The sequence below is a fragment of the Plantactinospora sp. WMMB334 genome (assembly GCF_049179095.1).
Classification (GTDB): domain Bacteria; phylum Actinomycetota; class Actinomycetes; order Mycobacteriales; family Micromonosporaceae; genus Plantactinospora.
This window is the reverse complement of sequence record NZ_JBMHME010000002.1, coordinates 5,538,090-5,563,435: the sequence shown is the minus strand read 5'-3', so window position 1 is coordinate 5,563,435 and position 25,346 is coordinate 5,538,090. Positions and strand designations below refer to the sequence as shown.

Sequence of the window (25,346 nt, the reverse complement as noted above, 5' to 3'; positions counted from 1 at the left end):
CGTCAGACCTACCGGCGGCGGAGCGGGATCACGGCGATGCCACCCTCGGGCCGGACGGCGCCGACCGAGCCCGGTCCGAGGTAGCCGACCTGTCTGCCCGCTGGTCGGAGCCGGTCGGCCCGCCCGCCTCGGCCGGTCCTGGACGGCTCCGCCGCAACCCGCCACCGCCGGTCGAGGAACCCGCCGACGAACCGGCCGAGGGGCCGGTCGGGGAGCCGGTCGGGGGACCCGCCGCCGGGGCTCCGCCGGATTCTGGCCAGGCCGACAACGGGCCCGCAGCGCGGGGTGACGCACCGACCCCTGGTCTGGAGCGGGGATCGGCGGCGGAGATCGCCTGAGGATCGGCGCACGTCCGGCCCCGGTCCGGCCCCGGCGACGGGCAGCGAGCAACGCCGGGCCGGGCTCACTGCGGCCGGCGCTCGCAGCACTGGGCACCGTCGCTGGTCAGCGAGGTGGGTCCGGGCTGGGCAACCCGAGTGCGGCGACGGCCTGGCGCAGGGTGGCCGCCCCGGCCAGCAACCGGGACGAGCCATCCTCGTGCAGGTGGATCGTGCAGCCGGTGCGGTCGAAGCGCACCGTGACGGGCCTGCCCGGGTGGCGCTCCCCGAGCCGCGCTGTCAACCGGGCCGGGTCGTCGACCGGGTGTGGTCGTGGGGTCTGCGGCACCGGGATCGGCTGGTGCGGGTCGGTCGGCACCGTCGCGGCGAGCGCGACCTCGAGATATGTCACGCAGTCCGCGACCGCCGCCGGCAGACTCCGGTACACCGGCAGGCGACGACGGTGAAGGTCACCCCGGCACACTCGGAGCAGGTGAGCACGGTCATATCGACCGCCGCCGCACCCGCCGGGTACACGGAAGCTCATGGTCGATCCGCAGGCCGCAGCGCCGGCCGTTGGCCAGTCGCCGGTCGCAGAAGACCCGATGGTGTACGCCCGGCGTCGCCGCCTCCGACACGGTGGTCTCCTGGACGTCGACGCAGAGGAAGGCCAACGCCCGGGCGGCGGTCCGGGCCAGGATGCGGGCCCGGGAGAGGTCGGTCGTGACGATCGGCAGGTGGATGACGTACCGGCTCACCCGCATGGGGTCACCCGGTCGGGTGTACGTGATCGTGCCGGGGTGCGCCGAAGGAGTTGCCGCACGTCGCTACGTCCCTTCTCGCTGATCTGTCCTGTGCCCTCAGTTCCCCTGGGCGGGGTGACCCGGCCATCTCGGGCCCGACCGGATCACCCCACCCCCGCCACCGCAGCCCAGCTCGCAGTACGGCAACGGGGACAGTCCTGAATTCCGGCCGGTGCGAGGATCCGTCGTCGGCCCGATCGCGGGCGTTTCGTCGTCCCGCAACCGGGCATGCTCGGGGCTTCTGATCGGCCGTTGGCAAGTAGTCAACCCAGGGCTAGGCAAGCTGTCAACCCCTCCAAGCAGATGGTGCGCCGAATGCATGTCATGGCGCTCGCAGAAGTGGCCGACCACCTCGGGGTCAGCCGCCAGCGCGCTGCGGTCTTGGTGGACAGGCCCGACTTCCCGGCGCCTCTGGACACACTGACTGTCGGCCGGATCTGGTCCGCCACCGACGTCCGGGCGTACGCAGCGCGGCGCCGTGAGCGATTGCACGATGCCTCGGACGAGTAGCAGCAAAGGTGTTTGAAGCGGCGACCTGGAGCGAACGACCTTGATAAGGGAGCGTCCGGCCCGTCAGGGCGAGCCGGACGCTCCCTTATACCGGGTGACCGGCGATCCCAGGGGCGGCAGGGTTCACCTCGCGGGCGGCCGGCACTGGCAGAACGCCGGCAGCCGTGCCATCCATATGCCCTCGCCCAGCCCGCGCGTAGCCCACACCCTCTGGAATCAGGCCACTGCACCGATGGCTGATCGGGCAGGATGGGTCAGGCGAGGATTTGACATTGCGGGCTAGCGTTACTAGCTTTCAGGCTATTGTGATTAGCGAGTCAGCGGGTCGACGAGGAGCGTCGCACGGGTGGTGCGGTGCCTAGGGTCGGGCTCTCGACGACCGCCGTGGTCAACGCCGCGATCGAGGTCATCGACGAGCACGGCGTCGAGTCGCTGACCCTGGCGGCGGTCGCCGCGCGCACCGGGGTCGCCCCGCCCTCGCTCTACAAGCATGTCGCCGGCCTGGCCGAGTTGCGGACGCTGGTCGGCATCCGGGTGATGACCGAGATGACCGACCGGTTCGTGGCGGCGGTGCTGGGCCGCAGCGGCGACGACGCGGTGGCCGTGCTGCTGCGTACCTACCGCGACTACGTCCGCGAGCATCCGGCCCGGTACGCCGCGATGCCGCCCAACCCCCTGCACGAGCCGGTGATGGTCGACGCCGCCAGCCGGATGTTGCAGGTCTTCCTCGCCGCGCTGCGGGGCTACGGTCTCACCGACTCGGCGGCGATCCACGCCACCCGCTGCGGTCGGAGCATCGCGCACGGGTTCGCCTCGCTGGAGGCGAGCGGCGGCTTCGGGCTGCCGGAGGACCTGGACGAGACCTACGAGCAACTCATCGCGATGTTCGTCGCCAGCCTGCCCCGCCGCTGACCGGGACAGCGCAGCGGCATGGAGTGCGGTAATGTCCGCGATCGCTGTTCACGGCGGACCTTCGACGCCGCGCGAACACCCTATTTTCTGAGTGTCCTGAAAGGAATAACCATGTCCACAACCGCCGCTGTTCCGGCCACCGGGCAGAAGTCCTGGATCGTCGCGGTGCTGCTCTGCTTCTTCCTCGGTGCGCTCGGGGTGCACCGGTTCTACGTCGGCAAGGTCGGCACCGGCATCCTGATGCTCCTCACCTTCGGCGGGCTGGGCCTCTGGGTTCTGATCGACTTCATCATGATCCTGATCGGCAGGTTCACCGACAAGCAGGGGCAGGCGCTCGCCCGCTGAGGCAGGCACACACTCCGCTGGCCGGGGCGGTCCGGGGAACCCCCCCCGTCGACCGTCCCGGCCGTCGCGTCTGACGGTCGTCCGCCGCCTGCCACGGGTCATCAGGCGAGGCCGCCCAGGAACTAGGCGAGGCCGCGAAGGAACTTCTCGGCGATCGGCACGGCGGTGGCCGTACTCGACCCGCCCTTCTCGACGAAGACGGCGAAGGCGACATCCCCCTGCCAGCCCACGAACCAGGCATGCGTGTGTGCCGGGTTGTCGTCGTATTCGGCGGTGCCGGTCTTGCCGTGGACCGGGCCGCCCGGCACGTCCGCGAGCGCCGTGCCGGTGCCCTTGGTGACCACCTCCCGCATCATCGTGCGGAGCGGCTCGACCGAAGCGGCCTTCAGCTGTGGGCCGGCCGGCGCGGGCTCACCCGGCGACGGCTCCAGCACCAGCTTCGGCTGCTGCCACTGACCGCGGGCGACCCCGGCCGTCGCCGCCGCCATCGCCACCGGGCTGACCAGGGTGGTGCCCTGGCCGAAGGCGGCGGCGGCCCGCTCGGCCGGCGGGCCGCCCGCCGACACCTTGCCGGAGAAGGCGTCCAGCCCGAGCTTCCACTCGGCCTCCAGGCCGAGGCTGCGCCCGGCGTTGGCGAGCCCGTCCGGCCCCAGCTTCGGGGCGAGCGCCGCGAAGGCGGTGTTGCAGGAGCGCGCGAAGTCGGTGCGGAACGGCACCGTGCCGAGCGCGAAGTTGTCGGAGTTCTTGAACGAGCGGCCGTCGACGGTGAAGGTCCTGTCGCAGGCGACCGGGCCGTCCAGGGTGACCGCACCGGCGTCGAGCAGGCCGAGTGTGCTGACCATCTTGAAGGTCGAGCCCGGTGGCACCTGGGCGGTGAAGGCGAGGTTCTCGGCGGTGCCACCGTTCGCCGCCGCCAGTACCGCGCCGTCGCTGACCCGGACCGCCACCAGGGCGGAGCGCTGCCGGGTGCCGCGCAGCGCGTCGTCCGCCGCGTTCTGGGTCGGCACGTCGAGGGTGGTCTTCAGCGGTACGCCGGGCTCCGGCTCTCGCCGGAAGAGTTCGGTGCCGCTCGGCGTGACCGTACCGTCCGGCCGCTTGCTCGCGATGATCACGCTCAGCCCGGTCCCGCCGCGCAGCTGCCTGTCGTACCGGCCCTGGAGCCCGCCGTGGCCGACCAGGTCACCCTCCTCGAAGAGCCCGGGGTTGGCCGTCATGTCGTCGGCCTGCACCGGGTCGACCGAGCCGAGCAGGGCCCGGGCGAAGTCCCGGGTCGGGGCGAGCTCCCGTTGCTCCTCGCGGAACTTCGTCCCCTCCAGCGGATGGATGCGTGGTTTGACCTGGAGGTAGGCATCCCGGCGGAGGGTGACCACCTCGACGAAGGCGTCCGGTTTCGCCTCCCGCATCCGGCCCGGCAGGTCGGTCAGGTCGATCGCCGGGGTGATCGGCGGCCGGATCGCCCGGAACGCAGCGTCCAGTTGCCGCACCAGCCCTGGCACGTCGGTCACCTGGTCGGGCTGCACACCGACCACCACCACCGGCCGGGGCGCCACCAGGGGTGCACCGGCACCGTCGGTCACCGCCGCCCGGGTGGCCGTCAGGCGGCGCAGCGTCAGCTCGTCACCCCTGGTCAGGCGCGACTCGACGACCTTCGGTTCCCAGATCACCTGCCACTCGTCGTCCTCGCCACGCTTGAGCTGGATCTCCGACGGGTACGTCCAGTGCGTGTCACCGGGCAACGTCCAGTCGACCCGTACCGTCGCGGTCGCGATGTCTTCTTCGATCTTCGCGTCGCCCTCCCGACGCAGTGCCGGTGGGGTGCTGGCCAGCTCCCCGGAGAGCTGCGTGATCTCCTCGGCCACCTCCTCGGCCGGGACCCGCTGGCCGGCCGGATTGCGGAAACCGACCCTGTGGAGATCGCCGCCGCGCCAGCCCGCCAGGAACGCGTCGACCGCGCGGTCCGGCCCGTCCGACTCGGAGCAGCCGGCGAGCGCCCCGGCGGCCAGCAGCACACCGGCCAGTGCGGTGGCGGCGCCACGCCGGACGTGCTGCCCGGGGTGGAGCTGACGAGGTGGCGTCGGAAAGCGCATGCCGCGGTTACCTCCCAGGTCGGCGCTTCGCCGGACTTCGCTCCGGCGGCAGTTCAACGCAGCGCCGGGCGTCGCTCGGCGGCAGTCTGACGGTAGTACGGGGGAACCAATGCCGGCTGTCCCGCTACGGCACGCTGCGGGCCGGATCACCCCTGTTTTCGAGGCTCTTCTCGGGTTTCCGTGCTGGTCAGGGTGGAGATGTCTGGTGTTGGCACCGTGCCGGACCCGCTGTCCGCCGCATGGATCGGGTGATGGCGGAGCGTGCGTGGGTACTCCGGGGCGGGCGTGTCGGGTGCCCGCACCGCAGGAAAGGACATAACCCAGATCCGACATCCGGCCGCCGGTCCACCGACAGAGGGGCTTATCGGTAGGGCCTAGTCTGGGCGGAGAGTGACCCACGGCGTGGTGGGTCGAGGGGAGTTGCACGATGGACCGGCGTCCGGCGATCTCACCGGAACCCGTCCTTCGGCCGGAGGATGCCGGCCGGGACGACAGCTACGATGCGGCGATCGACGACGACGGGGCGGGCTCTCGACTCGCCTCCGGCGTCACCGGTGTGCCGGGGGCCAGCATCGACACGCTCTACGATCTCGGACTGCCGCCGGAGGCCCTCGTCGACGACGTCGAGGACGCCGACCTGGACGAGCCGGTGCCGAACGCCGAGCGGCTGGTCGCCCAGGCGGTGGCGCTGGCCGGCGACGACCACGACGCGGCGACCCTGGTCGACCGGTTCTGGCGCTTCGCACCTGACGAGGAACTGGTCGGCTTCACCGCGGAGGAGATGCTGACCGCGGCCCGGGAGCACCGGGATCTCGCCCAGCAGCGCGTACCGGGTGAGCTGAAGCTGCGGATCCGCGAGCCGGACGAGGACCAGCAGCACACCGTGATCGAGATCGTCACGGACGACATGCCCTTTCTGGTGGATTCCGTCACCGCGCTGCTCACCGGGCACCACCTCGACGTGCACATGCTGGTACACCCGCTCGTGGTGGTCCGCCGCGAGCCGCTCGGCAGGTTGACCGAGGTCGCCGCCGACGTCGAGCCCGACGACGGGATCGACGGCGACATCGTCGAGAGCTGGATGCGGATCGAGATCGACCCGGTACGCGGCGAGGCCGACCGGAACCGATTGCGCGCCGAGCTGCAGCGGGTGCTCACCGACGTCCGCGAGGCGGTGGAGGACTGGCCCAAGATGCGCCAGCGGGCTCTCTCGCTCGCCGACGAGCTGGCCGCCGCGCGTACCTCGGAGAACCGCCCACCGGTGCCGGAGAAGGACATCACCGACTCGGTGGAGCTGCTCCGCTGGCTCGCCCACGAGCACTTCACCTTTCTCGGCTACCGGGAATACCGGCTGATCCAGACCGAGCAGGGGCCGGCGCTGGAGGCGATCCTCGGCAGCGGGCTGGGCATCCTGCGCCAGGACTCCACCACGCCCCGCACGCTCTCCTCGATGACCCCGGAGGCGCACCAGAAGGTGACCGAGAAGCGCCTGCTGATCATCACCAAGGCGAACTCCCGGGCCACCGTGCACCGCTCGGCCTACCTCGACTACATCGGCTTCAAGATCTTCAACTCGGCGGGCGAGGTGGTGGGGGAGCGGCGCTTCCTCGGTCTGCTCGCCACGGCGGCGTACCGCACCAGCGTCCGGGAGCTGCCGGTGGTCCGGCGCAAGGTCGCCGAGGTGCTGGACCGCTCCGGGCTGAGCCCGCGCAGCCACTCCGGCAAGGACCTGTTGCAGATCCTGGAGACCTATCCCCGGGACGAGCTCTTCCAGATCAAGACCGACGACCTCTACCACGCCGTCGTCGGGGTGCTCCGGATGGCGGGCCGCCGGCAGCTCCGGGTCTTCCTGCGCCGGGACGGCTACGGGCGGTTCATCTCCTGCCTGATCTACCTGCCCCGGGACCGGTTCACCACGCAGAACCGGCTGCGGATGCAGGAGATCCTGCTCCGCGAGCTGAACGGGATCGGCGTCGACTACACCACCCGGGTCACCGAGTCGATGCTGGCCCGGGTGCACTTCATCGTCCGGACCGACCCGTCGAACCCGCCCGGCGAGGTCGACGCGGACCTGCTCGCCGAGGAGCTCGCCGACGCGACCCGGCTCTGGGACGACGACTACCGGCTGGTGCTGGAGCGCAAGCTCGGCGACGAGCAGGCCAAGCGGCTCTTCACCCGGTACGCCGACGCCTTTCCCGAGGGTTACAAGGACGGGCACACCCCGTACGAGGCGATGAAGGACCTGGCAAAGCTCGAACTGCTCGAGGAGCCGGGCCAGCTCGAGATGCACATGTTCCGCAAGCACCAGACGGCCCGGCCGGGCGGGCCGGCCCCGGCCACCACCGTCGAGGACGTCCGGTTCAAGGTCTACCGGTACGGCGAACCGATGGTGCTCTCCGCCGTGCTGCCGGTGCTGCACTCGCTCGGCGTACGGGTGATCGACGAGCACCCGTACGAGGTGGAGCGGCTCGACGGCCGGATCTACCTCTACGACTTCGGCCTGGAGCTGCCGGAGGGCGCCCGGGACCTGACCGAGGTGCGCCCGCACGTGGAGAACGCCTTCTCCGCCACCTGGCGGGGCGAGGCCGAGGTGGACGGCTTCAACGAGCTGGTGCTGCGCGGCGGTCTGACCTGGCGGCAGGTGGTGGTGCTGCGGGCGTACGCGAAATACCTGCGGCAGGCCGGCACGGTCTTCTCGCAGGACTACATGGAGTCGACCTTCATCGCGTACCCGCAGCTCGCCGCCTCGCTCGTGGAACTCTTCGAGGTGCGGTTCTCGCCGACGCTGGGCTACTCCGCCGAGGAGCGCAACCTGCGGAGCAAGGAGCTGGTCACCTCCATCAACCAGCAGCTCGACGACGTGAGCAGCCTGGACCAGGACCGCATCCTGCGGTCGTACCTGACGCTGATCCAGGCGACCCTGCGGACCAGCTTCTACCAGCGGCGCACCGACGGGCGGCCGAAGTCGTACGTGGCGTTCAAGCTCGACCCGCAGGCCGTGCCCGACCTGCCGGCACCCCGCCCGAAGTACGAGATCTTCGTCTACTCGCCGCGCTTCGAGGGCGTGCACCTGCGGTTCGGGCCGGTGGCCCGGGGTGGCATCCGCTGGTCGGACCGGCGGGAGGACTTCCGGACCGAGGTGCTCGGCCTGGTCAAGGCACAGATGGTGAAGAACGCCGTGATCGTGCCGGTGGGCGCCAAGGGCGGCTTCGTGCTCAAGCAGAAGCCGGGCGACCGGGACGAGGCGGTCGCCTGCTACCAGGGGCTCATCTCCGCCATGCTGGATGTCACCGACAACCTGGTCGGCGGGCAGATCGTGCCGCCGCACGACGTGGTCCGGCACGACGCCGACGACCCCTACCTGGTGGTGGCGGCGGACAAGGGCACCGCCAGCTTCTCCGACATCGCCAACGAGATCTCGATGCGCAACGGCTTCTGGCTGGCCGACGCGTTCGCCTCCGGCGGCTCGGCCGGCTACGACCACAAGAGGATGGGGATCACCGCCCGGGGCGCCTGGGAGTCGGTGAAGCGGCACTTCCGGGACATGGGGATCGACACCCAGACCCAGGACTTCACCGTGGTCGGTGTCGGCGACATGTCCGGCGACGTCTTCGGCAACGGGATGCTGCTCTCCGAGCACATCAGGCTGGTGGCCGCCTTCGACCACCGGCACATCGTGCTGGACCCGGACCCGGACCCGGCCGTCTCCTACGCGGAGCGCCGCCGCCTCTTCGACACGCCGCGCTCCTCCTGGGAGGAGTACAACGCGGAGTTGATAAGCGAGGGCGGCGGGATCTATCCGCGTACCGCGAAGTCGATCCCGATCAGCCCGCAGGTCCGGGCGGTGCTCGACCTCGGCGACGTCGAGTCGATGTCGCCGCAGGAGCTGATGAAGGCGATCCTCTGCGCCCCGGTCGACCTCTTCTGGAACGGCGGCATCGGCACCTACGTCAAGGCGTCGTCGGAGTCGAACGCCGAGGTCGGGGACAAGTCCAACGACGCGATCCGGGTGGACGGCAAGGACCTGCGCGCCCGGGTGGTCGGCGAGGGCGGCAACCTGGGCTTCACCCAGGTCGGCCGGATCGAGTACGCCCTGGCCGGCGGCCGGATCTTCACCGACTTCATCGACAACGCGGCCGGGGTGGACACCTCGGACCACGAGGTGAACATCAAGATCCTGCTCGGCGCGGCGGTCGCCGACGGCGAGCTGGGCGTGCCGGACCGGGACGCGCTGCTGGCCGAGATGACCGACGAGGTCGCCGAGCTGGTGCTCCGGGACAACTACGACCAGGCGCGGGCGATCGGCAACGCGCAGGCGCAGGCGGCCTCGCTGCTGCCGGTGCACCGCCGGATGATCTCCGACTTCGAGCGTGCCGGTCACCTCGACCGACAGTTGGAGGCGCTGCCGCCGGACGAGGAACTGGCGGTCCGCGGCGACATCGGGCTGACCGCGCCGGAGTTCGCGGTGCTGCTCGCGTACGTCAAGATCGTGCTGGAGCGGGAGATCCTGGCCGACAGGTTGCCGGACGAGGAGTGGACCTTCCAGGTGCTCACCGGCTATTTCCCGTCCCCGCTGCGCGAGCGGTACGCCGGCCGGATGCCGGAGCACCGGCTGCACCGGGACATCGTCACCACCGTGCTGGTCAACGAGGCGGTGAACCGGGGCGGCATCTCCTTCATCTACCGGGTGGTGGAGGAGACCGGTGCCACGCCCGCCGACGTGATCCGGGCGTACGTGGTGGTCCGCGAGGTGTTCGGGCTGCGGCAGGTCTGGGCCGACATCGAGGCGCTGGACAACAGGGTGCCGACCGATGTGCAGACCGCCGTCTACCTCGACACCCGCCGGCTGCTCGACCGTGCCGTGCGATGGCTGGTGACCAACCGGCGTTCGCCGATCGACGTACCGGCCGAGATCTCCCGGCTGCACGACGGGGTGTCCCGGCTCCTGCCCCTGCTGGACAGGCTCTTCTGCGGCGGCGAGCGCGCGGCGCTGGAGGCGCACGTCGACATGTGCGTGCGGCGCGGGCTGCCCCGGGAGCTGGCCGAGCGTTCCACCCGGCTGATGTACAGCTTCGGCCTGCTCGACGTGGTGGAGACCGCCACCGCAACCGGCCGGGAGGTCGGCGAGGTGGCGGCGGTCTACTTCGTCCTCTCCGACCGGTTCCGGGTCGACTCGCTGCTGTCGAAGATCTCGCTGCTGCCCCGGGAGGACCGCTGGCAGACGCTGGCCCGGATGGCGCTGCGCTACGACCTCTACGCGGCGCTCGCCGCGCTCACCGCCGAGGTGCTCGGCGCGACCTCGGCCGAGCTGCCGCCGGACGAGCGGGTGCGGGAGTGGGAGGAGTCGAACTCGATCTCGGTGGGCCGTACCCGTCGGGCGATGGGTGAGTTCGACGAGTCCCGGGCCGATCTCTCCGCGCTCTCGGTGCTGCTGCGGCAGATCCGTACCCTGGTGCGGACCTCGGCCGCCTCCTGATCCGGCCCTGTCGACCAGGGGCGTGCCGGGCCGGCGAGCGGCCGGCCCGGCACGCCGCCGTCGCGGTCAGGGGATCCGGGTCGCGGAGACGACGATGTTGTTGGGATAGCTGCCCTTCTTGCGGTCGAAGGTGCCGCCACAGGTCACCACCTGGAGCCGGGCGGTCTCCGCATCCCCGTAGACCAGTTCGGACGGGAACGCCGTCTTCGGGAACGACGCGACGGCGTCCACCGTGAAGCGGGCGACCTTGCCGTCCTTGCGGGTCACCTCGATCCGGTCGCCGCGTTTCAGCGAGCCGAGCCGGAAGAAGACCGCCGGTCCGATCGCGGCCGAGTCGACGTGCCCGACCACGACCGCGTTGCCGATCTCGCCGGGACTGGCGCCGCCTCTGTACCAGCCGGCGAGCCTGGCCTCCTTCAGCGACGGCACCTGCACGGTGCCGTCCTCCTCCACCCCGAGCGGGATGATCTTCGCATTCACCTTGATCTTCGGGATGGTGATCCGGACCGGCTCGGAGCGGGGCAGTCCCACCGCCCGGGGCGGTGCGGCCGCCCCGGGGGGCGGGCCGGAGGCGGTGCCGGGCGCGCCCGAGCGGGTGCCCGGCGTCGTCGTCGGGGTCGGTGTGGCCGTCCCCGGGCCCGGCGTCGGCTGCGCCGACGCCTCGCCGGCCTCGGTCCGGGCGGGCTGTGGCGGCTGCGCCGGTGCCGGGTTCAGGCCGGCGGTGAGCAGCGCGGTGCCGCTGAGCGCGAGGAGAGCGACCAGGGTGACGCCGGCGGCACGCCACGGTCGCCCGTGCCGGCCGCCGGCGCGCCTGGTCGGCACGTCAGGCGAGTGAGCCATCGGTACGACGCCGCCGGATCATCAGGAAGCCACCGAGCGCGGCCGCCCCCAGCAGACCCGCACCAGCGGCGACCCGGCTCTGGTCGGTGCTGGCGCCACCGTCACCACCGTGCACCCAGCCCTTGGGCAGGACGATGATCTTGCCCCTGCCGTCACAGGCCCCCCAGGCGGAGTAGTGACCGGGCTTGGTCTTGTACGACACCTTGGCCCAGCCCCAGTAGGTGGCCTCGTGGCCGTACGCGGCCTGACCGCCCTGGCCGCCCTCCGGCTGCGCACCGGCACCCTCGTCGGCACCGTCCGGCGCCGCGGGCTGCGCCCCGTCGGGCAGCGGCGGCTGTCCGCCGTCCGGCGGCAGCGGTGGCTGTTCCCCGTTGGGTGGCAGCGGTGGCTGTCCGCCGTTGGGTGGCAGCGGTGGCTGTTCCCCGTTGGGTGGCAGCGGCGGCTGTCCGCCGTTGGGCGGCAGCGGTGGCTGTCCGCCGTTGGGCGGCGTCGGCGGCTGGACGTCGTCGGGCACCCGGACCCCGTCCTCCAGGGGCTTGAGCCAGACCTTGCCGGTGACCTTCGACGAAACCCAGGGCTTCTCCACCGGACGGTCACACTTCAGGATGATCTTGAATTTGTGTCCTGCCTTCACTCCCTTGGGCACGGTGTAGATGTGCCCGCCGTCCTCCCAGTCGTACGGGCCACCGTCGGCGAGGGCGGTCCCTGGTGCGCAGATCAGCAGGGACGCGGCGCCCAGGCCGGCACCGGCCATCACCTTGCCCAGCAACTTGCTACCCATGACTCGTAGTCACTTCCTTCCCCGTTTCCGTTGCTCGACGGCCAGTCGAGCCACGACCGACGCTAGCCACTTTGTGAGCTGATGTCGTGATTACGAGTATTTCCCGGGAAAGCTCACCTCTGGGTGGTACAGAGTCTTCGCTCCGACGATGTCCGGATCGGCGTACCGAAGCAGGGACAGCGTCGGTCGCTGTCCCCTGCGGGCCCGGGATGCTTCGGGCGCCGTCGCGGGCGCCGTCGGGGTGGGAGTCTCCCTACCTGGCGAGCCTCGCGAAGGCGATGATGTTGTCCGGATAGGAGCCGGTCCGCTCGTCGAAGTCTCCGCCGCAGGTCACCAGGCGGAGTCCCGGGGTCTCGCTCGGGCCGTAGACGAGTTCGGTGGGAAAGGCGCTCTTCGGGTACGACTTCACGCCCTCCACCACGAAGCTGGCCAGGCTGCCGTCCCGCCGGATCACCTCCACGCCGTCCCCGGGCAGCAGGGCACCGAGCCGGAAGAAGACCGCCGGCCCGACCTCCCGGGAGTCGACGTGCCCGACGATCACGGAGTTGCCGGGTTCGCCGGGTGTCGGGCCGAGTTCGTACCAGCCGGCCAGTTCCGCCCTGGTCAGCGGCGGCACCTGCACCATGCCGTCCGGGGTGAGCCCGAGCGGCAGGATGGTGGCGACCACGCCGATCTTCGGAATTCTGATCATCGCCGGCTCCGACCTGGCCAGGCCGGTGCCGCCGGGGAGTTCCGGCGCGGGGGGCGCGGAGGCGTCCCCGGGGCCACCGGCCGGAGCGTCGCCGGAGACCCGGTCAGGGTCGTCCGGGGCGGCACCGGCGCCCGGCGCCGGCGGAGCGACCGGATCCGGGGCGGCGAGCGCAACGCCGATCAGGCCGGCACCGACCAGCGCCAGCGCCGCGACGAGGGCGGTGCCGGCGGCGCGCCACGGTTTCCCGGGGGCGCCGCCGGCACGGCCCGCCGTCGCCTCAGTCGGGCGACTCATCGGTACGGCGCCGGCGCAGCAACGCCAGCCCGCCGAGCGCGGCCAACCCGAGCGTCCCGGTGCCCGCGACGGCCAGGTTGTCGCGGTTGCCGGAGGACGTGCCGCCGGCACCGCCGTCGACCCAGCCCTTCGGCGCGACGATCAGCTCACCCTCGCCGCAGGAGCCCTTGAGCGCGTACGATCCCGGCTCGGCGTCCCACGGGATGGTGACGGTGGTCCCGTACTCGAAGCCGGCCCGGTCCCCACCGGTCCAGCCGTCCGGGCCGGCCGCCCGGTGGTCGCCGCCGGGCCGGCCGCTCGCCGGCCCTGTCTCCTCGCCGTTCTCGCCCCTGTACTCCCCGTAGTCGCCGGGGTTCGAGGGCCCGTCGGTGTCCTCCGGTTCTCCGCCGCCTTCCCGCCCGTCCCCGCCCGTCCCGGAGTCCCCGCCGGTGGGGTGGTCGTCGCGGTGCCCGGGTGTCAGGTCCACCTTTCCGGTGACCCGTGACCACAACCACGCGTGCTGCTGTGCCTCGGGGCAGACCTCGACGACTTCGATCTTGTCTCCGGCCTTCGCGACGTGCGGCTTCGTGAAGATCCGGCCCGAGCTGCCGGACCGCTGTCCCTCCGGGTGGTACCCGCCGTCCGCGAGCGCGGCGGAGGGGGTGAAAACGAGTAGCGAGGCGCCGCCGAAGGCGGCTCCAGCGATCACCTTGCCGAGGAACTTCTTGGACATGACTTTCGTCATCCTTCCGTTCTGCCTCAGCTCGCCGGCAGACGAGCCATGACTGAGAGTAGCGAGTTTGTGAGTTTTCATCTTATTTTCGTCACATTTCCCCGATTGACCCCGGACGCGGGCTGCCCGTGCTACCTGGGGCCTCTGGCGGCGTACCGGCCGGGTCGCCACCGACTGCGCCGGCTGGCCGCGCCCGGGCGGGATCGGCCGGGATCGGTGCCGATCACCTGATCGGGTGGGTGCGGCGGGTCTGCCGGAATCGCCCGGTCCCTGTTCGCCCGGTTGACGGCCCGGCCCGGGAGGGCCAGAGTGGGGTACGGTTTCCCCTCCGGCGTGCGTCCACTGTGTTCGCTCGGGCGTGCCGCTGTGCTCGTCCGGGCGTGCCGTCGCAGGTCGGCCGAGGTGGGCGCGGCAGCCCGCGCGAGCAGGGAATCGTCATCCATCAGTGCCGGGGTGTTGTGGTGGAAGCGCTCCCATGCAAGAATTCATCCACTGTGCTGGGGGAGCCACACCGCGCAGCAGACGCCGAGGGCAGCCGGTTCACCGGACGGCGTCACCACGGCCGCCAGCCGCGGCCGGCACCACCACCACATGCGCCCGTCCGGGTCGGGCACCTTTGCAATCCCCCATGGCGTCCACGGAGTACCCCACCTGACGTGACGTCCGTGACCGCCGCGCCGGTTCCGTCCGTCGTAACCGGCTGGCCCAAGGAGATCAGTGGCATGAATTTACGGAGTAGACTGTCCGTCCGGCAGAAGGCCGTCGCGGTGGCAGGCGCCAGCGCGTTGGTCGCCGCCGGTCTGGTCACCATCCCGGCGTCGGTGGCGCAGGCGGCCCCCGGGTGCAGCGTCACCTACACCGCCAACCAGTGGCAGGGTGGCTTCAGCGCCAGCATCACCATCCGGAACGTCGGTGACGCGATCAACGGCTGGACCCTCCGCTTCACCTTCCCCGACAGCGGCCAGCGGGTGACCCAGGGCTGGTCGGCGAACTGGACCCAGTCCGGCAGCCAGGTGACCGCGACGAACATGTCCTGGAACGGCAACCTGGCCACCGGCGCCTCCACCGGCATCGGGTTCAACGGCTCCTGGAGCGGCAGCAACCCGGCGCCGACGTCCTTCAGCGTCAACGGGACCACCTGCAACGGCACCGCGCCGACGAACCCGCCGACGAACCCGCCGACCAACCCGCCGACGAACCCGCCCACCGGCAACCCGACGAACCCGCCGACCGGCACCCCGGGCCAGCGGGTCGACAACCCGTACGCGGGCGCCCGGGGTTACGTGAACCCGGAGTGGAAGGCCAAGGCGGAGAGCGTCTCCGGCGGCAGCCGGATCTCGAACAACCCCACCGGCGTCTGGCTGGACCGGATCGCGGCGATCACCGGCACCCCGGACAGCAGTTCGAACGGCCCGATGGGCCTGCGGGACCACCTGGACGAGGCGGTGGCACAGAACGCCGGCTACATCCAGATCGTCATCTACAACCTGCCCGGCCGGGACTGCGCGGCGCTCGCCTCGAACGGTGAGCTTCCGGCCGACGCACTGCCCAGGTACAAGTCCGAGTACATCGACCCGATCGCGGCGATCATGTCGGACTCGGCGTACCGGAACCTGCGGATCGTCGCGATCATCGAGATCGACTCGCTGCCGAACCTGGTCACCAACGTGGCGCCGCGGGAGACCGCGACGGCGCAGTGCGACACGATGAAGGCCAACGGCAACTACGTCAAGGGTGTCGGCTACGCCCTGGCCAAGCTCGGTGCGGTGCCGAACGTCTACAACTACATCGACGCCGGCCACCACGGCTGGATCGGGTGGGACGACAACTTCCGGGCCTCCGCGCAGATCTTCGCCGAGGCCGCCCGCGCCGAGGGCAGCACCACGGCCAACGTGCACGGCTTCATCGCCAACACCGCCAACTACTCGGCCACGCTCGAGCCCTACCTGAACGTGACCGAGCAGAACCGGCTCTCCAAGTGGATCGACTACAACCGGTACGTGGACGAGCAGCGCTTCGCCCAGGCACTCCGTACCGAGCTGGTCTCGCAGGGCTTCGACCGCAACATCGGTATGCTGATCGACACCTCGCGTAACGGTTGGGGCGGCTCGGCCCGGCCCACCGGCCCGGTCACCAGCGGCAGCGTGGACCAGCAGGTCGACGGCTCCCGGATCGACCGCCGGATCCACCTCGGCAACTGGTGCAACCAGAGCGGGGCCGGTCTCGGCGAGCGGCCGCGGGCCAACCCGGCGACCGGGATCGACGCGTACGTCTGGATCAAGCCCCCGGGCGAGTCGGACGGCTCCAGCACCCAGATCGACAACGACGAGGGCAAGGGCTTCGACCGGATGTGCGACCCGACCTACGGTGGCAACCCGCGTAACAACAACAACATGAGCGGTGCGCTCTCCGGCGCCCCGATCTCGGGTGCCTGGTTCCCGGCACAGCTCACCCAGCTGATGCAGAACGCCTACCCGGCGCTCTGATCCGAAGGCACCAACCGGGGTAGCACGACGAAGTCAGTACCATCCGGGCGGTCCCCGGGTCGGCGCGGCGACGCGCGGGCCCGGGGACCGTCGCGTCCCGGGGACCGTCGCATGTGGTCGGAGGGGCGGGTGTGGTTCGCCCGCACCGCCGCCCGCTCCTGCGCCCGCCGGTCAGGGCACCGTCCTCTCCACCGTGGCGGCGGTGCCCTCCCGGTCCAGCTGCTCGCGGGCCCGCCCGACGTTGTCCGGTGTCGGGTCACGCCCCTGCGCGGCCGCCACGTCCTCCGGATCCCACGGCTGTTCGGCACCGGTACGGGCGTCGCCGGCACCGCCCGCTCCCTGCCCGTGCGGGTCGCCGAGCAGGTCGTCGGTGGCCGGAAAGTCGCCGGGAACCTCCTCGACGTCCACGAAGTCCGGATTGTCGACGCCTCGTCCGCCGTCGGAGGACAACTGCGGTACGGCGGTCTCGTCCTCGACCGCGGCCGCCACCTCGGGACTCTCCTCCAATGGCCGGTTCGGCGTCGGATCGCGCTCCGTCATCGTGCTGCCCTCCTGTCCGGATGCGGCGTGCGGGTGACCGGTCTTCCGGCTGACCGGTCCTCCGCATCGACTACCCCGGATGACCGGCGCCATGCCTGCGCATCCGCCCGCCTGCCGCCGGGAGTCGGAGCGGTGCCGAAGAACCGGAGCACCTCGTTGTGGATCGCCGAGGAGAGTCCACCGATCGTGATGTGGACCAGCACGATCAGCGCACCGACGACGATGGAGACCCAGAGCGGCCAGCCGAGCAGTGCCTGCATGGCGTTGGGGCAGCCCTGAGGCGTTGCGGAGCCCTGAGCCGTTGCGGAGCCCTGAGCCGTGGGGGAGCCGTGAGCCGTCGGCAGGGTGTGCGGGAAGGGCTCCCGCTACGACGGGAAGCGATAGCGGGAGCCCTCGGTCGCGTCGCGACGGTTACCGGCCGAGCAGGCGGTCCAGGAAGTCGCGGTGGCGGCGTACCACCATGCGGAGCTGCTCGGTGTCCGCGGCGCCGTCACGCTGCCAGTCGCCGAGGTCGTCGCGCTGGCGGCTCAGGGCGGCGGTGACGGCCTCCACGGTCTCCTCGACCACCCGGTGCGCGTCGGCGGTGGCGCCCGGCGGATCGTCGACGAAGCGCAGCTGCACCTCCCGCCAACGGTCCCGGAAGCCCTGTACCGCCTCCCCGTCCAGGAGCCCGACCATCGGGTCGGCCTCCGGTCCCCCGGCGGGGCGCATGCCACCGTCCACACGGTCGTCCGGTTCGCCGTCGTCGCTGGTCAGCACGTCGGGGTTGCCCGCGCTGAGCACGTTGGGGGTCGGTGGATGCGCCACCCCGACCGCCACCGTCTGCGTCGGCTCGGCCCGGCCGAGCGGGTCGACCGGCCGGTCGCCGTCCGCGTCCGCCCCGGCGTCGCCGTCCAGGTCGGCGTCCGGCCGGACGCCGGGCCGGGGGGCGGTGGTGGCGTCGGCCGCGCCGAGACTCCGGTCCGGCACGTCCGGCTGCGCGACGCCGTCGACCGGCCGCCCGGCGCCGGCACCCCGGGACGGCTGCGCGGCACTGCCGGCGGGCTCGTCGCCGGCACCGTCGATCCGGTCCTCGGCCGGCCCGTCACCGCTGCGTACGGTGTCGTCGTTGCGGGCATCGCGGTGACTGCCGGCCATCGCCGCCGCCGCCACCGCACCGCCGACGGTGGGCGCACCGAAGCTGGTGGGTACCGGCGCGGGCTCGTGGAACTCCGGCCCGTCGTCATGGACCTTGCCGGTGTCCGCGTCGGTGTCCGCGTCGGTGTCCATCCTCTCGGTGTCCACCGTCCTCTCGGTGTCCACCGTGTCAGCCCCGGCGCCGTTGTCGGCCCCGGCGTCCTTGCCGGCCCCGGCGTCCTTGCCGGCGTCGGCCCGGCTGGCGTCGGCGTCGGCCCGGCTGGCGTCGGCCAGGTCACCCCGGTCACCGGTGCTCTGGAGTTCACCGGTGCCCTGGAGGTCGTCGCTGCTCCGGACGTCGTCGGCGGGACCCGCCGTGCTGCGGTCCGTGGGCGAGCGCTCGGAGAGCGCGTCGTCGTCGAGCGCGGCATCCTCGGTCCGTTCCTCACCCGAGCGTTCCTCGCCCCGGCGGTCGTCCCTGGCGCGTGCCGCCGCGGCCGGGTCGGTCGGCCAGGCCGGTCCCGCGCCGCTGGTGGCGAGGTCGCTGTCGTACGAGCCCCGCTCGTCCAGGGCGTCCGGGCCCTGGTCGCCGGTGCCCTCCGGATACTCCGACCGGTGCCGGCCCTCGTCGGTCGGGGCGGTCCCGACCTCACCCGGACCGGTCACGGGCACCGGCTCGGAGCGGATCACGTCGGGGCCGTTGTCGGTAATCTGCTCTTCCTTCTGGCGCATGACGGCGTTCCTCCTCACCGGCTCGGTACGTCGTGCGTGGTGTCCGGACGGGACTCGGCACCGGACTCGTCCGACGGCTGTCGTACGGGGTCCTCGCCGAGCAGGTCGGCGAAGAGTTCCCGGTAGTGCACGACGGCCTGGCGGAGCTGCTCGGTGCTGGCCTCGCCGCGCTCGTTGCGCAGATGGATCTCGTGGGCGTCCCGGTAGTGGCCCAGGGTGCGGGCGTGCTCGACGGAGAGGTGGGCGAGCTGGTCGTCGTACTCCCCGATCGGATATCCGCGTTCGGCGATCAGCCGGGTGACCAGTTCGTCCGCCGCGCCCACCGCCTCGGCGGGCGAGTCGACGAAGCGGGCCTGGATCTCCTCCCAGTCGGCCGCGTACCGGCGGCGGGAGTCGGCGGAGAGCGGGGTGAGGGTGAGGTCCGCGTGCCGGCGTTCGCGTTCCCGGAGTTCGCGCTCGGCGGCCGACCGGCTCTGCTCTTCGGCGACCAGCCGGTCGTACTCCGGGCCGAATCTGTGGCGCAGCGCGCGGCGGCGGCTCGCCACCCAGATGGCGGGAACGGCTGCGGCGACGGCGAGGACCACAAGGACGATGAGGATGACTTCTATGGGCGACATGACTCCTCCTTCGTCTCCTGGTATTCCCGCTCAGCCCTGATCACCAATCCAGATCCGGCACACTTTCGGGCCCCGGCGCCGGGAGCCGGCGCAGACAAGGCAGAAACCGGCCGTTACGGCTTCCGGCAGCCGAAACCGGCCGGAACCGGTGGATCGAGCCGCAACCATCGGCCGTGGCCGTGCCGCCCGGATGGCCTGGTGGCCGTGCCGCCCGGATCGCCGTGCCGCCCGGATCGCCTGGTGTGGCCGTGCCGCCCGGGCCGGCGCGGTCACGGCCGCCCGTCGCTACACTCGGCCGTATGACGCACCGACATTAATTCCCCGCCGGAGGCCGGCCCGGCCCGCGCTGCCGGGGCCCGCCCAGGGGCGTTCGTGACCCGATCCGAGAGTCCGAATCGTCCCCGTGGGAAGGTCTCATGCCCGTCGCCCCGTCCGCCGCGCCGACAACCTCCGCGCGGCGGTTGACCGTCAATTTCTACCTGTACGCGTTCCTGGACGAGTTCGTCCTGCTCTACCCGGTCTACGCCCTGCTCTTCACCGACACCGGGCTCTCGGTCGCCCAGGTCTCGTCACTCTTCGTGATCTGGTCGCTGACCGGGGTCGTGCTCGAGGTCCCCTCCGGCGTCTGGGCCGATGCCGTGTCCCGGCGGCTGCTGCTCGCCGGGGCCCCGCTGCTCGGCGCCGCCGGCTTCGGGCTATGGGTGGTGGCCCCGTCGTACTGGGCGTTCGCGCTCGGCTTCGTGCTCTGGGGCGCCCGTGGCGCGCTGCAGTCCGGAGCCGCCGAGGCGCTGCTCTTCGACGAGCTCGACCGGGTGGGCCGGGCCGACCGGTACGGGCGGGTCATCGGCCGGGCCAGCACGATCGGCCTGCTCGCCGCCCTGCTGGCGATCGCGGTCGCCGGGCCGGTCTTCGCGGCCGGTGGCTACGTCGCGGTGGGGATCGCCAGCGTGCTCGCCAGCCTGCTCTGCGCGGCCGTGGGGCTGGCGCTGCCGGAGCACCGGGCGCCGCTGCCGGTCGACGGGCCGGGCGCGGAGACCGCGGATCCCGCGTCGCCCGGCTGTCTCGCGATCCTGCGCTCCGCGCTCGTCGAGGCCCGGCACAACCCGGGAGTACGGCGGGCACTGCTGCTCCTGCCGGCGATGCTGGGCATCTGGGGGGCGCTGGAGGAGTACGTACCGCTGCTGGCCGGCACGGTCGTTCCGGCCTCCGGCGTGCCGCTGCTGGTGCTGCTGGTCTGGCTCGGGGTCATGCTGGGTGGCCTGCTGACCCCGATCGGGCAGCGCCTGCCGGCGGGACGGTTCGCGGTGGCGGTCGGAGCGGCCCCGGTCGCCCTGGCCCTTGGCGCGCTGAGCGGCCGGCCAGCCGGCTTCGTACTGGTGGCGGCGGCGTTCTGCGCGTTGCAGATGGCGAGCCTGGTGGCGGACGTACGCCTGCAGGAGAGCATCGGCGGATCGGCGCGGGCCACGATGACGTCGCTGGCGGGACTCGGCACCGAACTCGTCACGATCGGTGTGTACGGCGGTTACGCCCTCGCCTCGACGGTCGCCGGACACGGCGCCATCTTCGCGTTGTTCGCCCTTCCGTACCTGGCCCTGGCGGTGGCGCTGCGGTGGGCCGGGCCACCGGCGGAGCCCCGGTCGGACGCACCGGAAGGCGTCGAGACGAATTAATAAAGACAGTGATCAATGATTTTTTCCTCGGTCCGATCAACTCGGAGCCCCCCGTCCAGTAGTGCCGACGCCCTCGATTACGTATCCTGCCGAAGGCACGCGCGCCCGTGACCCTCGGACTCTGGCCGGAGCCGCGGGCCGCCGGTGCGGGTGTCGTCCCTGACACAACCCATTCCGGCGAGGTCTGATGGAAACCCAGAACTGGCCGATCCGCTCGAAGATCGTCGCGCTGGTCGCCGTGCCGATCCTCGCGTTGTCGGCTCTCTGGATCTTCGCGACGACGCTCACGGTCGGACCGGCGTCGGATCTGCTCGCCGCGCGGACCCTCTTCGACGAGGTCGGCCGGCCGGGTGAGGCGCTGGTGGCGGAATTGCAGCGGGAGCGCCGGCTCTCCGTGCTCCAGCTGGCCGATCCGAACGCCACCGCGGCCCTCGCCGACCAGCGGATCCGTACCGATCGCGCGATAGTGGAGTTCCGGCGCCGGACCTCGGACAGCGATGTGCGGGACACCACCGGCGAGTTGCTCGACGCCCGGATCGACCAGTTGCTCACCGCCGTCGACGCGTTGCAGTCCGGCCGGCTCTTCGTCGACCGCCGCAGCGTCGACGCCAGTGGCGCGCTCGGCCTCTACAGCGGCATCATCGACGCCGCGTTCCGCACCTTCTCCGCGCTGAGCACCCTCCCCGACGACACGCTCGACCGGGAGGCGCGCACCCTGACCGAGCTGGGCCGGGCCCGCGAGGTGCTGGCCCAGGCCGACGCGCTGCTCGCCGGGGTCTTCAACGAGGGGCGCTTCGGGCCGGGGGAGCACGCCCAGTTCATCCAGATCGTCGGTACCCAGCGGTTTCTCTACGCGACGGCGACCGCCGAGCTGCCCGACGCCGACCGGGTCGAATACCAGCAGCTCACCGAGGGCGACTCCTACGTCCGGCTGCGCCGGATGGAGGACGAACTGATCGGCCGGGGCGACGGAAGCACGCTGCCGGTCCGTGCCACGCAGTGGCAGAGCAGCTACGACTCGGTGCAGCGGCAACTGCGCGACTTCGAACTGGCCGGTGCGGAGGCACTCGCCGAGCGCAGTCGGCCGGTGGCCGCCGGCATCCTGCTCCGGTTGGGCCTGGCCGGCCTGCTCGGCTTCGTCGCCGTACTGCTCTCGGTGGTCGTCGCGCTGCGGATCGGACGCTCCCTGGTCCGGCGGCTGACCGGCCTGCGGGCCGCCGCGCTGACCATTGCCGACGAACGGCTACCCGACGTCGTCGCCCGGCTGCGCAAGGGCGAGGAGGTGGACGTCGACACCGAGGCGCCACCGCTGGACTACGGCCAGGACGAGATCGGCCAGGTCGGCCAGGCCTTCAACGAGGTGCAGCGGACCGCCGTCGCCTCGGCGATCGACGAGGCCGCGTTGCGGCGCGGCCTCCGGGAGGTCTTCCTCAACATCGCCCGGCGAAGCCAGACTCTGCTGCACCGCCAGTTGGCGCTGCTCGACCGGATGGAGCGGCGGGCCGCGCAGCCGCAGGAGTTGGAGGACCTCTTCCGGCTCGACCACATGGCGACCCGGATGCGGCGGCACGCGGAGGACCTGGTCGTACTCGCCGGAGCGGCGCCGGGACGGGGCTGGCGCAACCCGGTGTCGATGGTCGACGTGATCCGGGGCGCGATCTCCGAGGTCGAGGAGTACGCCCGGGTCCACCTGGTCAGCGTGTCACCGGCGGCCTGCGCCGGCCGGGCGGTCGGCGACGTCATTCACCTGCTCGCCGAGCTGATCGAGAACGCGACATCGTTCTCGCCACCGCACACCCGGGTGCAGGTGACCGGCCAGGTGGTCTCCAACGGCTACGCGATCGAGATCGAGGATCGTGGCCTGGGCATGACCGCGGACGCGATCGAGCAGGCGAACCGCAGGCTGGTCGACCCACCGGACTTCGATCCGTCCAACAGTGCCCGGCTCGGCCTCTTCGTCGTCGCCCTGCTCGGCGCCCGGCACGGGGTACGCGTCCAGCTGCGCACCTCGCCGTACGGCGGGGTGACCGCGGTCGCGCTCGTACCCGGCGATCTCGTGGTGCCGGAGAGCACCGCCACCGCCCTCTCCGGCGGGCAGGGAGAGGCGTCCGGCACCGTCCCGGCCGCACAGCGGGGAATCGGCGGCCGAAAGGCTCCGCTGGCCATCGCCGGCCCGGACGCCCCGCCGGCGACGGCCACCCCGGGCCCGGACGCCGTCGGCGCGAACGGTCCTGGCACGGTGGCCCCGCCGTCCCGATCGGACCGGGGCGGGGTCATCCCGGACAGTGACGGGCCGGCCACGGATCCCGGTCCGGGCGCCGGTCGGGGTGCCGGACTCGGACCGAGGCGGCAGGCGGGAGCGGCGCTCGCCGCGCTGGTCGCCGCCGCCGGACAGCGGGAGTCGAAGTCGGCCCCTGCCGATCCGGGGGAGTCGAAGTCGGCCCCTGCCGATCCGGGGGAGTCGAAGTCGGCCCCTGCCGGCCCGGGGGAGTCGAAGTCGGCCCCTGCCGGCATGACACCCGGGTCGGTGCAGCCGGCGATGGACGACGACACCGTGGTCCTTCCGGCGGTCCAGTCGGGCGGCCCGGTGCGGCCGGACGTCGCCCCGATCGGCCCGGACGGCCTGCCCCGGCGGATCCGGCAGACGAGCCTGGCGCCACAACTGCGCAACGGCCCGGACGCCAGCTCCGACCGGTCCGCACGACCGGCTGCCGACGCGGCCGCCGACGCAGAGCGCGGTGCGGCGCTGGACGAGCCGCGGCCGCGTACCCCGGAGCAGGTCCGGGCGGTGATGGCGGCGCTGCAGGCAGGCACGGCGCGGGGGCGCCGGGACGCCGAGACGGCGGCGCCGGCCGACGCGGACACCTCCGGTGCCACCTCTGACGCCATCTCCCGGGTCGCCGATCCGGGAGCCACACACTCTGAAGGGGACGGGTGACTGGTGCACACGACGAAGCCGGGTGCGGACCTCGGTTGGCTGCTCGACGATCTCGTGGAGCGGGTGCCCTCCGCGCAGCAGGCCGTACTACTCTCCGCGGACGGTCTGCTGATGGCCACGTCGCGGGAGATGGGCCGGGAGGCCGCCGAGCACATGGCGGCGATGGCGGCCGGCTTCCACAGCCTGGCCAAGGGGGCCAGCCGGCACTTCCAGGCGGGCCCGGTACGGCAGACCGTGATCGAGATGGAGGGCGCCTTCCTCTTCGTCACCGCCGCCGGCCAGGGCGCCTGTCTCGCCGTACTGGCCAGCGCCGCGTCGGACATCGGCGTCATCGCGTACGAGATGGCGATGCTGGTGACCCGGGTCGGGCAGACCCTCTCCGCGCCGAGCCGATCGCCCAGGGCGCCGGCAGATGCGCAGTGACGCTCCGGGGCCCCACCACGACTGGCTGGACGACGAGGCCGGGCCGGTCGTCCGGCCCTACACGATGACCGGTGGTCGGGTCCAGCCCTCCGCGGGCCGGTTCGACCTGGTGGCGTACGTGGTGGCCGGCCCGCTGGAGGAGGAGGGCGGCGACGGTCCGCCGCCCCACCCGGAGCACCGGGCGATCATCTCGCGGGCGCAGCAGCCGGTGACCGTCGCCGACCTCGCCGCCGACCTCGACCTGCCGGTGGGGGTGATCCGGGTCCTGCTCGGAGACCTGCTCGCCACCGGCCAGGTCTCGATGTACGACCCACCCACCTCTCGCCAGTTCCCCGACGACGACATCCTCAAGGCGGTGGTCAATGGACTCCGGGCTCTCTGACCAGGGGACGGGTAGGCGGCGTATCCCGCTCGCCCTGAAGATCCTGATCGCCGGTGGCTTCGGGGTCGGCAAGACGACCCTGGTCGGGGCGGTGAGCGAGATCCGTCCACTACAGACCGAGGAGGTGCTCACCGACGCCGGGACCGGCACCGACGACCTCTACGGGGTGGAGGGCAAGCAGACCACCACCGTCGCGATGGACTTCGGCCGGATCACCATCAACGAGGATCTCCAGGTCTATCTCTTCGGCACCCCGGGACAGGACCGGTTCTGGTTTCTCTGGGACGAGTTGGCGTTCGGTGCGCTCGGTGCCGTGGTGCTCGCCGACACCCGGCGGCTCGCCGACTGCTTCCCGTCGGTCGACTACTTCGAGCGCCGGGGCATCCCCTTCGTGGTCGCGGTCAACTGCTTCGACGGCGCCAAGCGGTTCAGCCCCGACGCGGTGCGCGGCGCGCTCGACCTGGACCCGGACGTCCCGGTCGTGCTCTGCGACGCCCGTAGCCGCCAGTCGGGCAAGGTGGTGCTGGTCGCCCTGGTGGAGCACGTCGCCGCCCGGCGCACCGACCGCGTCCCGGCCAACTGAGCCGGCCTGCCGGACCCTCCGGCTGAGCCGGCCCGTCCGGATCGCCCGTCTGAGCCGGCCCGTCCGGATCGCCCGTCTGAGCCGGCCCGTC

General features: G+C 72.1%; 20 protein-coding genes. 10 read left to right on the top strand and 10 right to left on the bottom strand.

The annotated features are described in order from the left end of the window. Positions 1 to 444: 444 nt before the first annotated feature. Both ACN27G_RS23755 and ACN27G_RS23750 read right to left on the bottom strand, forming a co-directional pair. Positions 445 to 729, bottom strand: coding sequence for a hypothetical protein (locus ACN27G_RS23755; RefSeq protein ID WP_421494973.1), 285 nt, complete (start codon positions 727 to 729; stop codon positions 445 to 447). 91 nt (positions 730 to 820) lie between these two features. Beyond that, entirely contained in the window at positions 821 to 1,081 is a 261-nt protein-coding gene (locus ACN27G_RS23750) for a hypothetical protein (protein WP_421494972.1), read from the bottom strand. A gap of 903 nt (positions 1,082 to 1,984) precedes the next feature. On the opposite strand from ACN27G_RS23750, the gene ACN27G_RS23745 reads away from it, so the two are divergent. Together ACN27G_RS23745 and ACN27G_RS23740 are read left to right on the top strand one after the other, a co-directional pair. Further along, positions 1,985 to 2,542 carry a TetR/AcrR family transcriptional regulator gene (locus ACN27G_RS23745; protein WP_421494971.1) on the top strand — a complete coding sequence of 186 codons (558 nt, stop codon included), beginning with the start codon at positions 1,985 to 1,987 and terminating at the stop codon, positions 2,540 to 2,542. Positions 2,543 to 2,653: 111 nt separating this feature from the next. Continuing rightward, positions 2,654 to 2,887: a TM2 domain-containing protein gene (locus ACN27G_RS23740; protein WP_421494970.1), complete on the top strand. Its 234-nt coding sequence runs from the start codon at positions 2,654 to 2,656 to the stop codon at positions 2,885 to 2,887. Positions 2,888 to 3,009: 122 nt separating this feature from the next. Here the strand turns inward: ACN27G_RS23740 and ACN27G_RS23735 are convergent, their stop codons facing one another. After that, positions 3,010 to 4,974 (bottom strand): penicillin-binding transpeptidase domain-containing protein, encoded by a 1,965-nt coding sequence (locus ACN27G_RS23735; RefSeq protein ID WP_421494969.1) that lies wholly within the window; start codon positions 4,972 to 4,974, stop codon positions 3,010 to 3,012. Between the two features lie 427 nt (positions 4,975 to 5,401). Between ACN27G_RS23735 and ACN27G_RS23730 the strand changes: the two genes are divergently transcribed. Then, the gene (locus ACN27G_RS23730) at positions 5,402 to 10,450 is read left to right on the top strand and encodes an NAD-glutamate dehydrogenase (RefSeq protein WP_421494968.1); all 5,049 of its coding nucleotides are present in this window, start codon (positions 5,402 to 5,404) and stop codon (positions 10,448 to 10,450) included. A gap of 66 nt (positions 10,451 to 10,516) precedes the next feature. Here the strand turns inward: ACN27G_RS23730 and ACN27G_RS23725 are convergent, their stop codons facing one another. The 4 genes from ACN27G_RS23725 to ACN27G_RS23710 form a co-directional block, all read right to left on the bottom strand. After that, a complete protein-coding gene (locus tag ACN27G_RS23725; protein ID WP_421494967.1) occupies positions 10,517 to 11,272 on the bottom strand; it encodes a class F sortase in 756 nt (251 codons plus the stop codon). 1 nt (position 11,273) lies between these two features. Then, a complete protein-coding gene (locus ACN27G_RS23720) occupies positions 11,274 to 12,071 on the bottom strand; it encodes a hypothetical protein (protein WP_421494966.1) in 798 nt (265 codons plus the stop codon). A gap of 253 nt (positions 12,072 to 12,324) precedes the next feature. After that, positions 12,325 to 13,056, bottom strand: coding sequence for a class F sortase (locus ACN27G_RS23715; protein WP_421494965.1), 732 nt, complete (start codon positions 13,054 to 13,056; stop codon positions 12,325 to 12,327). Further along, entirely contained in the window at positions 13,040 to 13,768 is a 729-nt protein-coding gene (locus tag ACN27G_RS23710; protein ID WP_421494964.1) for a hypothetical protein, read from the bottom strand. The genes ACN27G_RS23715 and ACN27G_RS23710 overlap by 17 nt, the downstream gene beginning before the upstream one ends. 722 nt (positions 13,769 to 14,490) lie before the next feature. On the opposite strand from ACN27G_RS23710, the gene ACN27G_RS23705 reads away from it, so the two are divergent. Continuing rightward, positions 14,491 to 16,254 (top strand): glycoside hydrolase family 6 protein, encoded by a 1,764-nt coding sequence (locus ACN27G_RS23705; RefSeq protein WP_421494963.1) that lies wholly within the window; start codon positions 14,491 to 14,493, stop codon positions 16,252 to 16,254. Between the two features lie 171 nt (positions 16,255 to 16,425). Here the strand turns inward: ACN27G_RS23705 and ACN27G_RS23700 are convergent, their stop codons facing one another. Then, positions 16,426 to 16,794, bottom strand: coding sequence for a hypothetical protein (locus ACN27G_RS23700; protein ID WP_421494962.1), 369 nt, complete (start codon positions 16,792 to 16,794; stop codon positions 16,426 to 16,428). Positions 16,795 to 16,926: 132 nt separating this feature from the next. Between ACN27G_RS23700 and ACN27G_RS23695 the strand changes: the two genes are divergently transcribed. Next, positions 16,927 to 17,073: a hypothetical protein gene (locus ACN27G_RS23695; RefSeq protein WP_421494961.1), complete on the top strand. Its 147-nt coding sequence runs from the start codon at positions 16,927 to 16,929 to the stop codon at positions 17,071 to 17,073. A 132-nt stretch (positions 17,074 to 17,205) separates the two neighbouring features. Here the strand turns inward: ACN27G_RS23695 and ACN27G_RS23690 are convergent, their stop codons facing one another. Then, positions 17,206 to 18,642: a hypothetical protein gene (locus ACN27G_RS23690; RefSeq protein ID WP_421494960.1), complete on the bottom strand. Its 1,437-nt coding sequence runs from the start codon at positions 18,640 to 18,642 to the stop codon at positions 17,206 to 17,208. A gap of 14 nt (positions 18,643 to 18,656) precedes the next feature. Beyond that, a complete protein-coding gene (locus tag ACN27G_RS23685; protein ID WP_421494959.1) occupies positions 18,657 to 19,259 on the bottom strand; it encodes a hypothetical protein in 603 nt (200 codons plus the stop codon). A gap of 416 nt (positions 19,260 to 19,675) precedes the next feature. Between ACN27G_RS23685 and ACN27G_RS23680 the strand changes: the two genes are divergently transcribed. From ACN27G_RS23680 to ACN27G_RS23660, 5 genes are all read left to right on the top strand, one after another. Then, a complete protein-coding gene (locus ACN27G_RS23680) occupies positions 19,676 to 20,929 on the top strand; it encodes an MFS transporter (protein ID WP_421494958.1) in 1,254 nt (417 codons plus the stop codon). Between the two features lie 187 nt (positions 20,930 to 21,116). Further along, on the top strand, positions 21,117 to 23,867 hold the full coding sequence (locus tag ACN27G_RS23675) for a nitrate- and nitrite sensing domain-containing protein (RefSeq protein ID WP_421494957.1): 2,751 nt from the start codon (positions 21,117 to 21,119) through the stop codon (positions 23,865 to 23,867). Further along, positions 23,868 to 24,290, top strand: coding sequence for a roadblock/LC7 domain-containing protein (locus tag ACN27G_RS23670; protein ID WP_421497435.1), 423 nt, complete (start codon positions 23,868 to 23,870; stop codon positions 24,288 to 24,290). Then, positions 24,280 to 24,672, top strand: coding sequence for a DUF742 domain-containing protein (locus ACN27G_RS23665; RefSeq protein ID WP_421494956.1), 393 nt, complete (start codon positions 24,280 to 24,282; stop codon positions 24,670 to 24,672). Before ACN27G_RS23670 ends, ACN27G_RS23665 begins: the two co-directional genes overlap by 11 nt. Beyond that, positions 24,653 to 25,255: a GTP-binding protein gene (locus ACN27G_RS23660; protein WP_421494955.1), complete on the top strand. Its 603-nt coding sequence runs from the start codon at positions 24,653 to 24,655 to the stop codon at positions 25,253 to 25,255. Before ACN27G_RS23665 ends, ACN27G_RS23660 begins: the two co-directional genes overlap by 20 nt. The last annotated feature ends 91 nt before the right edge of the window (positions 25,256 to 25,346 follow it).

Excerpts from the sequence above, each read along its gene's own strand:
- ACN27G_RS23750 (WP_421494972.1), bottom strand. The coding sequence starts at position 1,081 with ATGCGGGTGAGCCGGTACGTCATCCACCTGCCGATCGTCACGACCGAC.
- ACN27G_RS23740 (WP_421494970.1), top strand. The coding sequence starts at position 2,654 with ATGTCCACAACCGCCGCTGTTCCGGCCACCGGGCAGAAGTCCTGGATC.
- ACN27G_RS23735 (WP_421494969.1), bottom strand. The coding sequence starts at position 4,974 with ATGCGCTTTCCGACGCCACCTCGTCAGCTCCACCCCGGGCAGCACGTC.
- ACN27G_RS23730 (WP_421494968.1), top strand. The coding sequence starts at position 5,402 with ATGGACCGGCGTCCGGCGATCTCACCGGAACCCGTCCTTCGGCCGGAG.
- ACN27G_RS23720 (WP_421494966.1), bottom strand. The coding sequence starts at position 12,071 with ATGGGTAGCAAGTTGCTGGGCAAGGTGATGGCCGGTGCCGGCCTGGGC.
- ACN27G_RS23715 (WP_421494965.1), bottom strand. The coding sequence starts at position 13,056 with ATGAGTCGCCCGACTGAGGCGACGGCGGGCCGTGCCGGCGGCGCCCCC.
- ACN27G_RS23710 (WP_421494964.1), bottom strand. The coding sequence starts at position 13,768 with ATGTCCAAGAAGTTCCTCGGCAAGGTGATCGCTGGAGCCGCCTTCGGC.
- ACN27G_RS23705 (WP_421494963.1), top strand. The coding sequence starts at position 14,491 with ATGAATTTACGGAGTAGACTGTCCGTCCGGCAGAAGGCCGTCGCGGTG.
- ACN27G_RS23700 (WP_421494962.1), bottom strand. The coding sequence starts at position 16,794 with ATGACGGAGCGCGATCCGACGCCGAACCGGCCATTGGAGGAGAGTCCC.
- ACN27G_RS23690 (WP_421494960.1), bottom strand. The coding sequence starts at position 18,642 with ATGCGCCAGAAGGAAGAGCAGATTACCGACAACGGCCCCGACGTGATC.
- ACN27G_RS23685 (WP_421494959.1), bottom strand. The coding sequence starts at position 19,259 with ATGTCGCCCATAGAAGTCATCCTCATCGTCCTTGTGGTCCTCGCCGTC.
- ACN27G_RS23680 (WP_421494958.1), top strand. The coding sequence starts at position 19,676 with ATGCCCGTCGCCCCGTCCGCCGCGCCGACAACCTCCGCGCGGCGGTTG.
- ACN27G_RS23675 (WP_421494957.1), top strand. The coding sequence starts at position 21,117 with ATGGAAACCCAGAACTGGCCGATCCGCTCGAAGATCGTCGCGCTGGTC.
- ACN27G_RS23665 (WP_421494956.1), top strand. The coding sequence starts at position 24,280 with ATGCGCAGTGACGCTCCGGGGCCCCACCACGACTGGCTGGACGACGAG.
- ACN27G_RS23660 (WP_421494955.1), top strand. The coding sequence starts at position 24,653 with ATGGACTCCGGGCTCTCTGACCAGGGGACGGGTAGGCGGCGTATCCCG.